We start from the raw sequence: 12,966 nt of genomic DNA on the forward strand, positions 1-12,966 counted from the left end.
GCGCTGCGCCGGCGGATCCGGCAAGATTGCGGGCATGACCGAACTTGCCGACCTCGCACAGCTGTACGGGGTGGCGACCGATTTCATCGACTGGCGGGGGCGCACCGTCCCGGTTCCGGAGCACACCCTGATCGGGGTGCTGGCCTCGCTCGGCGTGCCGGCCGGCACCGCGGCCGAACGCGAGGAGGCCCGCCGCAACCATGATCGTGAGCACTGGGGTTTCACCCTGCCCCCGACCGTCGTGGCCCGTTCCGGCGCAGCGTCCTCGTTCTGGGTGCACGTCACCCACGGCGACCCGGTCGGGCTGTGGATCCGACTGGCGGACGGATCGGTGCGCACCGGGCTGCGACAGCTCGAAAACAACCGTCCCCCATATGATCTGGACGGCAAGCTGATCGGGGAGGCCACCTTCGAACTACCCGCGGACCTACCGCCCGGTTATCACCGGCTGCACGCTCAGGCCGGCCAGCTCGACATCAGCACCACCCTCATCGTCGCGCCCGCCACGCTGGCCGCGCCGACCGCACGGCAGTGGGGCCTGGCCGCCCAGCTGTACAGCGTCACCTCCGAGAATTCCTGGGGTACGGGCGATCTGACCGATCTGACCGATCTGGCGGTCTGGTCAGCAGCCCGGCACGGTGCGGGGTTCATCCTGGTGAACCCGCTGCACGCCGCCGCGCCGGTCGCACCGATGGAACCTTCGCCCTACCTGCCGACCTCCCGCCGGTTCGTCAACCCGCTCTACCTGCGGGTCGAGGCCGTCCCCGAATACGCCCACCTGCGCAAGCGTGGACCGCTGCGCAAGGCCCGCGCCGACCTCGCCGCCCGCGCCCGCCGTCACGACGGGATCGACCGCGACGCCGCGTGGAAGGTCAAGAGGGCCGCCCTCAAGCAGCTGTACCGGGTGCCGCGCTCGGCGGGCCGCGAACTCGCCTACGCCGCATTCCGGGACCGTGCCGGACGCAGCCTCGACGACTTCGCCGTCTGGTGCGCGCTGGCCGAGGTGCACGGCTCCGACTGGCACGGCTGGCCCGAGCCGCTGACCCATCCGGATGCCCCGGCGGTCGCGGAGTTCGCGGCGGACCACGCCGAGGCCGTGGACTTCCACCGCTGGCTGCAGTGGCTGCTGGACGACCAGCTGACGGCCGCACAGGCCACCGCCATCCAGGCCGGGATGGCGCTGGGCATCATGCACGACCTGGCGGTCGGGGTGGATCCCAACGGCGCCGATGCGTGGGCGCTGCAGGACGTGCTGGCCCTCGGTGTCAGTGCCGGTGCGCCACCGGACGAGTACAACCAGCTCGGCCAGAACTGGTCCCAACCCCCGTGGCGGCCCGATCAGCTGGAGAAGTCCGGCTACGCGCCGTTCCGCGCACTGGTCGAGGCGGTGCTGCGGCACGCAGGCGGAGTCCGCATCGACCACATCATCGGGCTGTTCCGGCTGTGGTGGATCCCCGAGGGCGCCGCGCCGACCGAGGGCACCTACGTGCGCTACGACCACGACGCGCTGATCGGCATCGTCGCGCTGGAGGCGATGCGTGCCGGTGCGGTCGTGGTCGGCGAGGACCTGGGCACCGTCGAACCGTGGGTGCGGGACTACCTGAGCGAACGCGGACTGTTCGGCACCTCCATCCTGTGGTTCGAACGTGACCGCGAGTGGGGGCAACCGGACAAGCCCCTACCCGCCAATCGGTGGCGGGAGGCCTGCCTGTCCTCGGTGACCACCCACGATCTGCCACCGACGGCCGGGTATCTGGCCGGTGAGCACATCCGGTTGCGCGAGGAACTGGGCCTGCTGACCCGGCCGGCCGAGGAGGAACTCGCCGCCGACCGCGCCGAGCAGGCGGCCTGGCGGGCAGAGCTGCAGCGGCTCGGGCTCGTCGGCGCGGACCCGGGTATCGACGAGATGATCCGCGGCCTGTACGCCTACCTGGGCCGAACCCCGTCCAAGCTGCTGGCGTTGGCGCTGCCCGACGCCGTCGGCGATGTCCGGGCCCAGAATCAGCCGGGCACCACCGATGAGTACCCCAACTGGCGGGTGCCGCTGGCCGGGCCGGACGGTCGACGGCTGCGGGTCGAGGACATCTTCGACGACCCGCGCGCCAACGCGCTGGCCGAAGTAATGAAATCCCAGGTGCGGACGATGGAAACGTGACTGGAGTTTCTACAGGTGTGGTTCTGCGATATGTTCGCACCGCACCGCGACACCCGGAGGGCACGTGAACAAGAAGCTCATCGCGCTAGGTTTCGGCACCAGCGCCGCAGCACTGGCGGCACTGATCACTGCCGGCACCGCCAGCTCGGATCCGGCTGCGGAGAGCCCCTACAACGTCGTCGGCGAACCCTACGGCCGCGCGGTGCAGATCCTGGCAGGCGCCGGTATGAAGGCCACCTTCGGCGGCGCTGTGGGCAGCGATATGCAGCAGAGTCTCTGCGTCGTGGAGAAGCAGAAATTCACCAGCAACGGACGCGTGCAGCTGATGCTCAACTGCACCCAGGCGGCCTTCGACGAGGCCGGCCTGAACAGGTCGAGTGGTTCCGGTCCCGGTGGGCGCACCATCGGCGCCAACGGCATCACCACCGTGACCCCCACCCCGGTGCCCCCGCCGGGTGCAGGGGTCCCGACCTCGCCCGCACCTGTGCCTCCGCCGGCGGGCTGAGACCGCCGTCTAATATTCGCCCATGCCATTGGCAGCTGGAGCGAACTTTGCCGGGTACACCATCGTCCGATGCCTGGGCACCGGGGGGATGGGTGAGGTCTACCTCGCCCAGCACCCCCGCCTCCCCCGTCAGGACGCGCTGAAGGTCCTGCGCGCCGGGGTCTCGGCCGATGACGAGTACCGGCAACGCTTCGAACGCGAGGCCGATATCGCCGCGACGCTATGGCATCCCCACATCGTCGGCGTGCACGACCGCGGCGAACACGACGGCCAGCTGTGGATCGCGATGGACTACGTACCGGGGACCGATACCGCCCGGTTCGTACGCGAGCACCATCGGAGGGGTCTACCCGCGAAACACGTCGACGAGATCGTCGGCGCCGTGGCCGATGCACTGGACTATGCGCATCAACGTGGCCTGCTGCACCGCGACGTCAAACCCGCCAACATCCTGCTCTCGGACACGCAGTCCGCCGACCGCCGGATCCTGCTGGCCGACTTCGGCATCGCCCGGTGGTCCGATGACGTCAGCGGCCTGACTGCGACCAATATGACGGTCGGCACGGTGTCCTACGCCGCGCCCGAACAGCTGATGGGCAGCACCGTGGACGGCCGTGCCGATCAGTACGCACTGGCCGCGACCGCCTATGAATTGCTCACCGGCAGACCGCCCTTCCAGAACTCCAATCCAGCGGTCGTCATCAGCCAGCACCTGTCGGCGCTGCCTCCGGCGATCGGGGACCACCGCCCCGAATTGGCCCACCTGGACCCGGTGTTCGCCAAGGCGCTGGCCAAGGAACCCGCCGACCGGTTCGACCGGTGCGCCGATTTCGCGCGGGCGCTCAGTCATCAACTCGACGGCGACACGCTCGGACTGACCCAGGCCGCCGCCGCGAGCGCACCCGCGCGTCACGCGCGCCGGTCACGCGCGTTGATCGCCATCGTCGCCGTGCTCGCGGTGATGCTGTGCGTCGCTGTGGCGGCGGCCGTCTTCGAACTCAACCGCGCCGACGACGAGCGCCCCACCGCCGCGCCGACCCCGTCGTCGACGGCCCGTTCCGCTGCGCCGGTGACGTCCTCCGCGGCGCCGTCCACCACCACGCCACCCTCGACGACGGTCACCACCGTCACGACATCAGACACCTCGGCGGCCACGCCACCGGTGGTCATCGGGGCAGATTGTCTGCCGGAGGGCAGCACCGCGGTCACCGCGGCGGGGGCAACGGCCTACTGCTCGTCGATTCAGGACACCAACGCCACCGTGTGGTCGCTGACGTCCGGTGCGGTGCCCATTCCGACGGTCACCACCGACCCCGGCGATGAACCGCTGCCGGCCGCCGAGGAGTCTCCGGTGCGGGTGTGCATGCAGCAGACCGGGCAGACCCGCCGCGAATGCCGTGAGCAGATCCGCCAGAGCAACGGGCTGCCCTGAGCTACCCGCGGTGATCCAGCTGTTGCATCAGTAGATCCAGAAGTGGCCGTTGGCCTTTCAGCAGCTTGTCACGCGCCTCCAGCACGCCGAACCAGCCGACCCGGTCCAGCTCGGGATACTCCCGGAACTTCCCGGACCCTCTGGGCCACTCGAGGGTGAACGTGTTGCTCACCGCGTCCCGGACATCCAGATCGGCCTCCACCGCGAATACCGTGACCACCTTGCCGCTGGGCTGCCGCAGGGGCGCGAACGCAATCCGCGGTCCATCCGGCGGCGGCAGACCGACCTCCTCGGTGAACTCCCGCCGGGCCGCCGTCCACGGATCCTCGGTGTCGTCGTATTCGCCCTTGGGGATGGTCCACGCCCCGTCGTCCTTACGGGCCCAGAACGGCCCTCCCGGGTGACCGATCAGCACCTCGGGAATGCCTTCGACGACGCGGTACACCAACAGCCCTGCACTCAATCGCGGCATACCGCAGGTTAATACGCGGTGAACGTCACATTTACGGCAGGGTGCTCCGGTGGAATTTAGCGCCGCGATCGCCTGTTGAAGCGGGAAGAGCAGCGAAAGAAGGCAGTTGGCCATGAGGGCAAGAGGTTTCAGGACCCCGCGCGCACGCGCACACATCGGTACCGCGCTCGGAGTAGCACTGGGGGGTCTGTCGATCGGACTCGCCACCCCCGTCCAGGCGGCCCCGGAAGGGCCCGACACCGTCGATGAAACCGTGGTTGAGCAGGCACGTCAGGGCAGTGTCGTGGTGGTTGATCGATGGGGGCCGGTCGCATTGAACCGAAGCAAGGTGTCGGGCGTGGGACCCGGCCTCGCTCCCCTCGAGCTGAACAGGTCCATCGTTCTGATCGACGCCGGCTGACGGCACGGTGTGGCCGAGCACACACCGCGCAGCGCGGAAGCCGTTCTGCCCATTACAGTCTGAACCGTGGCCGACCACCGGTACCGCAGATACGTGGCTGTGGGCGACAGCCAGACCGAAGGGCTCTGGGACCTCGATGATGCGGGAGCCCTGATCGGCTTCGCCGATCGGCTGGCCCGGATGATCGATGCGCACTCCCCCGGCCTGCGCTACGCAAATCTCGCCATCCGCGGTAAGCGTGTGCGCGATGTGCTGGATGTCCAGCTGCCACAAGCGTTGTCGATGCAGCCGGATCTGATCACGGTGTGCGTCGGGATGAACGACGTGACCCGTCCGGGCCGCAAGTTCCGGCAGGCGCTCGTCGATCTCGACGAATTGCACCGACGACTGGCGTCATCGGGGGCCACCGTCGTGACGACGACGTTTCCCGATATCACCCGCATCCTGCCGGCCGGGCGGCTGCTGGTGCCGCGGGTGCTGGAGATCAACGACGTCATCCGCACCGCGGCTACCGACCATGGTTTCCGGCTCGTCGATCTGTACTACGCCGAATCGATGACCGACCCCGAGGTGTGGAGCCCGGACCGGGTGCACGGTTCACGCAATGGCCATCTGCTGTTCGCCGCGGCGGCCGCGGAGGCACTGGGTCTGCCTGGCAGCGACCATGATTGGGCGCTGGCCGGCGCAGGCGTCACCGATCATCAGACGTTCCGGTCCCGGATGTACTCACAGCTGCTGTGGACGCAGAACATGTTCATGCCGTGGATCTGGCGGCATCTGCGCGGACGGGGCGCCGGGCACGGCCGGGTGCCACGCCGCCCCGAACTGGCTCCGGTGTCAACGCGCACCGAAGCCCAATGACCGCGTTACGCGCGCAGCAGCCCAATAGTCGCGGGGCGCTCAGAAGCCCAGTACGTCGAACCCGAACACCTTGCCGTCACCGATACCGGCCACCGCGGCCGGGCAGAACGCCGAGATCGCGAGTCCGGTGAACATGGTGGCCGGTCCCAGCGGCATGCCCGCGGTATCGGCGACCCGAGCCGCCACGTCGGCGACGTTCTGACCGGGCTCCGACAGCATCGGGCACACCGACTGCCCCAGTGCCGCGTTGTCGACCATGTTCGGGGCGGTCACACCGGCCTGGTCGACGGCGTTGAGGAAGCTGTCGGTGACGGAGTCCGCGCCGGCCGGCGCGGCGACGGCCAGCGCGGTGGCCGCCGCGGTCAGAGTGGACAGCAGGCACAGCGAAATACGGCGCATGGGCGGCAATACTACGGTGCTTTAGATCCCGGCCCAGCCCGCGTCGATCTGGGCGGCGACGTCGATGATCCTGGCCTGCCGCGCTCCGGGGCTGTCGATCTCGCCGACCACGTGCGCGGCGATGAACCGTTTGATCTCGGCGTCGATACCTGCGAGCACCCGCAGCGCCTCGCCCCGCAGTGTCCCCGAGGTGACGTGAATCGAGATGTCTCGGGGTCCCGGCTTGTCGACGTCGATGATCAACAGAAGCGGGTCGGCGGCCCGAGCCGCCGCCTGCAGCGCGATCTCACCGAACACCATGAATCGTGGCCGGTCGATCCGCAGGTCGACCACCATGTTGATCTCCAGCGGGATGCGGATGTCGAAGGTGATGGTCTGGCCGACGTGCCGGGTGACCCGCGGCGCCTGGATGCGCACCCTGGCGGTGACCTTGGCGATACCGCCGGGGCCTTGGCCCATCGGCCCCATCTCGAACTCGTCCCCGGCGATCGCGCCGATCGCGTCCGCGACGCGCTTCTCCGAGACCGCGACCTCGAAGAACCGCCGGCCGAAATCCTCATAGCTCAGGTACTGCGGTGTGTTTCCGGCGGCCGACCCGGGGGAAGAACTGTCCATGGTGGATACCACCGTCTCATGTCGCCGCGTCACCGCGATCCCCCGGCTGGGCTTCTACCCCGCCTCGACGAACAACCGCATCCGCCGTACCCGGCTCGGCCGCGACCCGACATCGGCGATCAGGATCGCATCGCCGCCGGGTCCGGTGACGCTGACGGCGACATGGCGTCCGGCCACGATCGTGGTGCGGCGCCGCGCACCGTTGAGCGCCGCCACCAGTTCGGTGGGCCTGAGCCGGTCGTCGTCGCCCGCCGTGATGTCGGCGTCGGGCCCCAGGACCCGCTTGACCGCAACCTCGTTGCCTGCGCAGGCATCGTCGATCAGCTGCACGATGAGACGCTTGCCGCGCGGGCCGACACCGAGCGCCCCGGACATGAAACCGGCCGTCCCCGACGGTCCCTGATTGGTCAGCAGCGCTCGAGTCAGCTGTAGCGCGGCGGGAACCGCGGCGGGTCCGTTGCGGGCGAACTGCCATGCCATCGCCGGCAGCTCCCAGTACGCCTGCAACCGGGCGATGCGCAGCTCGTCGGGGGTTGCGGTCGGGTGCACGTCGTAGCGCAGGATGGCCGGGATCTGCATCGTGACCGCAGAGCCCATCGCCACCTCGAGCACGAGGTCGCGCAGCACCGTGTGGCCGCGGACAATGTCGATCGCACGGCGGAAGGTGATGTCCCGCGGGCCGATGAAGGTGTCGTAGAACCGCTCGATCTCGGCATGCCCGACGTGGGGACGCGCACCGACCGGGTCCTCGACCTTGCCGTCGCCGGCGAACAGCCCGACCCAGCCGGCGCGATCATGTGCGCCGGCCGCTGCGGGCGAGCGCTCCACCGTTGCCAAAACCGCACTTCGTGTTAAGGACATATCCTTGGTTACCACCCCTGCGTGAAGGAGGACGGCGATGAGCCAGAACGGGCCGTTCGGTATCGACCCCGAAGAGTTTGACAGGCTCGCCCGGGAAGCCGGCGAGGGGCTGCGCGACGCGCTGGACCGGTTCGGCAAGCGTGCGGGCTGGTCCACCCTGATCGACCAGTTCACCAGCCAGGCCCAGCCCGCCCGGCCCGAGACCACCGGTGACACCGGCGACGGGGTCTGGGCGATCTACAGCGTCGATGCCGCGGGCGGCGCCCACATCGAAGAGGTGTACCCGAGCGAGCTGGACGCGCTGCGGGCGAACAAGAACAACACCGATCCGTCCCGCCGCGTCCGTTTCCTGCCGTACGGGATCGCGGTCAGTGTGCTCGACGCGCCCGAATAGCCCCGCGCGTGGCGTCCGCACCACTAAACTTTGCCGGGGTACGGGCACGACCTGGCAAAGGGTGGGACATGATTCGTGAACTGACGGTTGCTGTATCGATCGCGGCCGCTGCGCTGAGCTTTGCCGCGCCCGCCGCGGCCGATGACGAGTCGGGCCGCTATCCGACCGATGTGCCCGGGATGAACTACCACGCCGCGCTCGGTGCGCCGTGTGACAACACCCAGCTGTTCACCTTCGGGCGCGGCCGCGGTGGGCAGGCGATGAAGTGCAGTTGGATCCCCAACCAGTGGCCGCCGGTCTACACCGGATTCTGGACGATCTCCTATCCGCTGCACGGTGTGCAGGAGACCGGTGCACCGTGCGCGGTGGCCAAGGGCGCAGCACAGACACCCGACGGTCGCCCGATGCTCTGCCGGGGCGCGCTGGGCTGGCAGCCCGGGGTGCTGACCGGAGACGGGTTCTTCCCGGCGTAGATGCCCGAGCTCGACCATACGCGTCTTCGATCAATGTATGGTCTGTTGTCATGAGCGGCGTGACCTTCGACCTGTCCTCGGTATTCCGCACGGTGGCCGGCGCCATCGGCGAACAGACCTTTCTGGTCTGGCGGGACCGCCGATTCAATTATGCGGAATTCGATGCCCGGATCGACGGGTTCGCCCATTTCCTGGCCTCGGCGGGGTTGGGCTGCCACACCGAACGTGACACCCTCGAGGGCCACGAATCCGGACAGGACCACCTCGGCATCTATCTGCGCAACGGCAACGAGTACCTGGAGTCGATGATCGGCGCGTACCGCGCCCGGGTCGCGCCGTTCAACGTGAGCTACCGCTACGTCGAGGAAGAACTCGTCTACCTGCTCAACGATTCGAAGGCCCGTGCGCTGATCTACAACGCCGAGTTCGCGCCCCGGGTGGCTGCGATCCGTGACCGCGTCCCGCACCTGCAGGTGCTGGTTCAGGTTTCCGACGCATCCGGCAACGAGCTACTGCCCGGCGCAGTGGACTACGAGGCGATCCTGAGCACGCCGGCACCGGCCGGCGGGCTTCCCGCCGCCTCCGGGGATGACCTGTACATTCTCTACACCGGCGGCACCACCGGCATGCCCAAGGGCGTGTTGTGGCGCCAGCACGACATCTTCCTGTCCTCCATGGGCGGGCGTCCGTTCGGCAGCAATCAGGCCCTGGCCTCCCATGAGGAACTCGCCGAGAAGGCCCGCGCCGGCGCGGGCGCCATGTCGATGTTGATGATCCCGCCGTTCATGCACGGCGCCGCGCAGTGGGCGGCCTACAACGCGATCACGATGGGCGGCCGGCTGGTCATCCCCGACGATGTGGAGCGGTTGCGTCCCGCCGAGGTGCTGCGCCTCGCCGAACGTGAACGAGTACTGACGATTCCGGTCGTCGGCGATGCGGTGGCCCGGCCGCTGGTCGAAGAGATCGAGAAGGGCGACTACGACCTGTCCGGGCTGCTCACCATCACCAACGGCGGCGCCGCCCTCTCGCCGACGGTGCGTGAGCGCATCCTGAGCGCCCTGCCGCACCTGATGCTGCTCGACGCCGTCGGTGCCTCGGAATCCGGCGCCCAGTTGAGCACCTTCTCCACCGCCGGCGGCGAGACGACCGCGGCCGTCTTCGACGCCCAGTCCGATACCGCGGTCGTCGCCGAGGATTTCAGCCGGGTGCTGGCACCCGGCGAGGGCGGCGGCTGGCTGGCCCGCCGCGATCTGATCCCGCTGGGCTATCTCGGCGATCCGGACAAGACGGCCCGCACCTTCCCCACCATCGACGGGGTGCGCTGGTCGGTGCCGGGTGACCGGGCAAATGTCTTGGAGGACGGCAGGATTGAGCTGCTGGGCCGCGATTCGGTGACCATCAATTCCGGTGGCGAGAAAATCTTCGTCGAAGAGGTGGAACGTGCCATCGCCGCGCACCCGGCCGTCTACGACGTCGTGGTGGTGGGCAGGCCCTCGGAACGCTGGGGCTCGGAGGTGGTGGCCGTCGTGCAACTCGCCGAGGGCGCCAGTGCCGACGACGAGGACCTGGCCGCGGTCTGCGGGCAGTCGGTGGCGCGTTACAAGATCCCGAAAGCCTTTATCCGCCAGCCGAAAATCGTGCGCTCACCGGCCGGCAAGGCCGACTATCGGTGGGCCAAGGCGGTCGCCGGCGGCGAGGCAGTGTCCGCGAGCTGATCCTGCGCCGGATCAGACCTGGCCCGTGGGCACCCAGTTGCCGTGGAATCCGGCGGGTACCCGGTGCGGCAGCTTGACCGCGGCCACCGGCTCCAGCGTCCGGGCATCCACGATCGCCAGCTCACTGCGGTCGGTCGGCCGGTCGTAGACGTAGCCCATCAGCACGCCGTCGTCCTCGTCGGCGTCCGGCGCGGACGGGTGAAAGACGAACTCGCCCAGCGACGTGTCCGCCCCGAAGGACCGTGCCTGGCTGTTCCCGCCGACGAAGTCGTGCTTGAGCAGCGTGCCGGTCCCACCGGTGCCCTCGCCGACCGCGGGAGCATAGCCATAGCGGTGCCGCTTGCCGACGAGCCGCTCGTCGACGCGCGGGAACTCCTGGGCGCGATCGTCGATCCGCGACTCGCGCACCTTGCCGTCGGCGAGGTCGACCGTCCAGCGATCCAGCGTCGGCGGACCTTCGTTCGGCCCGAGGTGATCGGTGTCGAACATCTTGGGATGGCGGATCACGTCGAGCACGACCGTATCGCCGTCGTCGTACGCGTTCATCGGGTGGAAGACATAGCAGGGTTCCACGTCGAACCAGCGCACGTCGGCGCTGCCGCCCTCGCGCGGCATCACGCCGACCCTGGCGGGATAACGCGGGTTCCACGAATAGGGGAACCGGCGGTCGGCGCTCATCCCGGACGGCGTCCTCGCGCTGATCGGGTCGGGGATCCGGACGCGACCGATCAACGCGGACATCAGGAGCCGCGCCGGCAGCCGAAGTCCGCGGGGCACCGCCATCTCCGCGGCACGGCGATTGTCGAAGGTGACCGGTAGGTCGTAGAAGACGACGTGTCGCTCGGTCAGCGAGAAGTCGTGCATCATGGGGCTGCCCGTGACCTCGATGTCGACGGTGCGCCGCGCTCGGCCGTCGACGCCGATCACCGAGTACTGCACGGTGTTGCCGCGATACATGCTGTAGGACACCGCATGCAGTTCCCCGGTGTCCGGGTCGCGCTTGGGGTGTGCGGTGTAGCCGCCCGTGATCGTGCCGTCGAAGTCACAGGGTCCGACCGTGTCGAGTTCGTCGGTCAGTTCGTAGTTGGCGACGCCGCCCTCGACCAGCGCGACCGTCTTGCCGGCATGTCCGATCACGTTGGTGTTGGCGCCGAGCCCGGAGATCCCGGTATGCCCGGTGCGCCGCTCCTCACCGAGGACGCGGGCTACGTGCGGGCTGCGCACCCACCGGTTCCGGTACCACTCGGCCTTGCCGTCGCGGATACGCAGACCGTGCACCATGCCGTCGCCGATGAACCAGTGGTACAGCTCGGGATCGATCTCACCGATCGGGTTCGGGCCGTTGCGCAGGTAACGGCCATCCAGGTAGTCCGGGATCGAGCCGGACACCTCGAGGTCGGTCAGCGTGACCTCCTCGTCGATCGGCGCGAACGGCCCCTCCAGATAGCGGTTTGTCATGACCAGCCTCCATAACAGCGTTATCGATGCCTCGTTTATAACAGCGTTATGGCAATATCGCAATGGTGAGCGACGTCAGGGAGCGGTTGATCGAGGGAGGTATGCGCGTACTCGAGCGCGACGGGCTGCAGTCACTGAGTGTCCGTAGCCTCGCCGCGGAGGTCGGAACCTCGACGATGGCCGTGTACACCCACTTCGGCGGCATGACCGGTGTGATCGACGCCCTTGCCGACGAGGCGTTCGCGCGGTTCACCCGGGTCTTGACCGACGCCGATCAGACCGACGATCCGGTCTGCGACTTCTTCGTCATGGGCGCGGCGTATCGAGCGTTCGCGCTCGCGGACCCGCAGCGCTATCAGCTGATCTTCGGCACCACGTCCCCGGCGTCGGTGGTCGGGCAGCGGGCCGACGTCACCAGCACCGGGAGCGCCAACGATCGTGCCGAGCAGGCGGAATCCTTTGAGGCACTGCGCGATGCCGTTCGCCGGATGATCGCCTCGGGCCGTATCCGCGACGACGGCGAGCTGAGTGTCGCCGGCCGGCTCTGGAGCCTCGTGCACGGTGCCGTGATGCTTGAGCTGGCCGGCTTCTTCGGCCACGAGGGCCACGGCCTCACACATGTCCTTGCCCCCTTGACGGTCGACTGCATCGTCGGAATGGGCGACGCGCGGGACGACACGCTGCGGTCACTCGCCTCGGCGGGCGAGGTGCTCTCCCGCACCGGCTGACACGTTCTACCGCCCGCTCCGGCGGTGCGGCGCCGACTACGCGAAATGCCGGCGGATCCCGGCCAGCATCGCGGCGTGCGCGGCGACCGCCTGGCGAGCGGTGAACCCGGCCAGCGGCCACGGCGCGGTGATGCTCAACCGCTCGGTGAGCCGGGTGCCGCCGTCGGCCACCTCGTCGAAGGAGACCCGGCCCCGCAGCCGCACCCGCGGGAACTGCCTGGCCTCGGTCCAGACCTCCCCCTCGACCGGCACGTACAGCGTCGCGGTATAGGTGACCGGAAACGTGCTGCGGCCCAAGGGGATCCGATCGCGAACACGATAGTTCGAGACATAGCCATCGGGGCCGACGGTGCGCGCAGTGCGCTGCACGGTGATGATCAGCGGATGCAGCGTCCGCAGGTTGTCCAGATCGACATAGAAATCGCGGACGACGTCCGGCGCGGCCGCAATGACCTCGCTGATCGTGCGCTGCGCGCTCACGCCTCGGCCCGGTCACCG

General features: G+C 68.8%; 14 protein-coding genes. 8 read left to right on the top strand and 6 right to left on the bottom strand.

The window, feature by feature from the left end; genetic code table 11:
• Window positions 1-34: 34 nt before the first annotated feature.
• The 3 genes from malQ (at window position 35) to C6A86_RS15905 (ending at window position 4,092) form a co-directional block, all read left to right on the top strand.
• Window positions 35-2,155: a 4-alpha-glucanotransferase gene (gene malQ, locus C6A86_RS15895; RefSeq protein WP_105366502.1), complete on the top strand. Its 2,121-nt coding sequence runs from the start codon at window positions 35-37 to the stop codon at window positions 2,153-2,155.
• Between the two features lie 64 nt (window positions 2,156-2,219).
• Window positions 2,220-2,660 carry a hypothetical protein gene (locus C6A86_RS15900; protein WP_199196455.1) on the top strand — a complete coding sequence of 147 codons (441 nt, stop codon included), beginning with the start codon at window positions 2,220-2,222 and terminating at the stop codon, window positions 2,658-2,660.
• Between the two features lie 22 nt (window positions 2,661-2,682).
• Window positions 2,683-4,092, top strand: coding sequence for a serine/threonine-protein kinase (locus tag C6A86_RS15905; protein ID WP_105366503.1), 1,410 nt, complete (start codon window positions 2,683-2,685; stop codon window positions 4,090-4,092).
• A 1-nt stretch (window position 4,093) separates the two neighbouring features.
• On the opposite strand, the gene C6A86_RS15910 is transcribed toward C6A86_RS15905, so the two are convergent.
• Window positions 4,094-4,564: an NUDIX domain-containing protein gene (locus C6A86_RS15910; RefSeq protein ID WP_105366504.1), complete on the bottom strand. Its 471-nt coding sequence runs from the start codon at window positions 4,562-4,564 to the stop codon at window positions 4,094-4,096.
• Between the two features lie 466 nt (window positions 4,565-5,030).
• Between C6A86_RS15910 and C6A86_RS15915 the strand changes: the two genes are divergently transcribed.
• Window positions 5,031-5,825: an SGNH/GDSL hydrolase family protein gene (locus tag C6A86_RS15915; protein WP_105366506.1), complete on the top strand. Its 795-nt coding sequence runs from the start codon at window positions 5,031-5,033 to the stop codon at window positions 5,823-5,825.
• Window positions 5,826-5,864: 39 nt separating this feature from the next.
• On the opposite strand, the gene C6A86_RS15920 is transcribed toward C6A86_RS15915, so the two are convergent.
• Genes C6A86_RS15920 through C6A86_RS15930 form a run of 3 tightly spaced genes read right to left on the bottom strand, consistent with a single transcriptional unit; the run spans window position 5,865 to window position 7,700 of the window.
• Window positions 5,865-6,224 (bottom strand): DUF732 domain-containing protein, encoded by a 360-nt coding sequence (locus C6A86_RS15920; protein ID WP_105366507.1) that lies wholly within the window; start codon window positions 6,222-6,224, stop codon window positions 5,865-5,867.
• A 21-nt stretch (window positions 6,225-6,245) separates the two neighbouring features.
• Window positions 6,246-6,839 (bottom strand): hypothetical protein, encoded by a 594-nt coding sequence (locus C6A86_RS15925; protein ID WP_105366508.1) that lies wholly within the window; start codon window positions 6,837-6,839, stop codon window positions 6,246-6,248.
• 54 nt (window positions 6,840-6,893) lie between these two features.
• Window positions 6,894-7,700 carry a nuclear transport factor 2 family protein gene (locus C6A86_RS15930; RefSeq protein WP_105366509.1) on the bottom strand — a complete coding sequence of 269 codons (807 nt, stop codon included), beginning with the start codon at window positions 7,698-7,700 and terminating at the stop codon, window positions 6,894-6,896.
• Window positions 7,701-7,737: 37 nt separating this feature from the next.
• Between C6A86_RS15930 and C6A86_RS15935 the strand changes: the two genes are divergently transcribed.
• The 3 genes from C6A86_RS15935 to C6A86_RS15945 all read left to right on the top strand — a co-directional run bounded on the left by C6A86_RS15935 (window position 7,738) and on the right by C6A86_RS15945 (window position 10,282).
• Window positions 7,738-8,094 (top strand): hypothetical protein, encoded by a 357-nt coding sequence (locus C6A86_RS15935; RefSeq protein ID WP_067996659.1) that lies wholly within the window; start codon window positions 7,738-7,740, stop codon window positions 8,092-8,094.
• A 68-nt stretch (window positions 8,095-8,162) separates the two neighbouring features.
• Window positions 8,163-8,567 carry a hypothetical protein gene (locus C6A86_RS15940; protein WP_105366510.1) on the top strand — a complete coding sequence of 135 codons (405 nt, stop codon included), beginning with the start codon at window positions 8,163-8,165 and terminating at the stop codon, window positions 8,565-8,567.
• A 50-nt stretch (window positions 8,568-8,617) separates the two neighbouring features.
• A complete protein-coding gene (locus C6A86_RS15945; protein WP_105366511.1) occupies window positions 8,618-10,282 on the top strand; it encodes an acyl-CoA synthetase in 1,665 nt (554 codons plus the stop codon).
• A gap of 12 nt (window positions 10,283-10,294) precedes the next feature.
• On the opposite strand, the gene C6A86_RS15950 is transcribed toward C6A86_RS15945, so the two are convergent.
• On the bottom strand, window positions 10,295-11,740 hold the full coding sequence (locus tag C6A86_RS15950) for a carotenoid oxygenase family protein (protein WP_105366512.1): 1,446 nt from the start codon (window positions 11,738-11,740) through the stop codon (window positions 10,295-10,297).
• A 62-nt stretch (window positions 11,741-11,802) separates the two neighbouring features.
• Between C6A86_RS15950 and C6A86_RS15955 the strand changes: the two genes are divergently transcribed.
• Window positions 11,803-12,468: a TetR/AcrR family transcriptional regulator gene (locus C6A86_RS15955; protein WP_105366513.1), complete on the top strand. Its 666-nt coding sequence runs from the start codon at window positions 11,803-11,805 to the stop codon at window positions 12,466-12,468.
• A 36-nt stretch (window positions 12,469-12,504) separates the two neighbouring features.
• Here C6A86_RS15955 and C6A86_RS15960 read toward each other — a convergent pair whose 3' ends face one another.
• Window positions 12,505-12,948, bottom strand: a complete 444-nt coding sequence (locus C6A86_RS15960; protein ID WP_105366514.1) for an SRPBCC family protein — start codon at window positions 12,946-12,948, stop codon at window positions 12,505-12,507.
• Window positions 12,949-12,966 lie beyond the last annotated feature (18 nt).

The organism is Mycobacterium sp. ITM-2016-00316, from assembly GCF_002968335.2.
In the GTDB taxonomy this organism is placed as follows: Bacteria; Actinomycetota; Actinomycetes; order Mycobacteriales; family Mycobacteriaceae; genus Mycobacterium.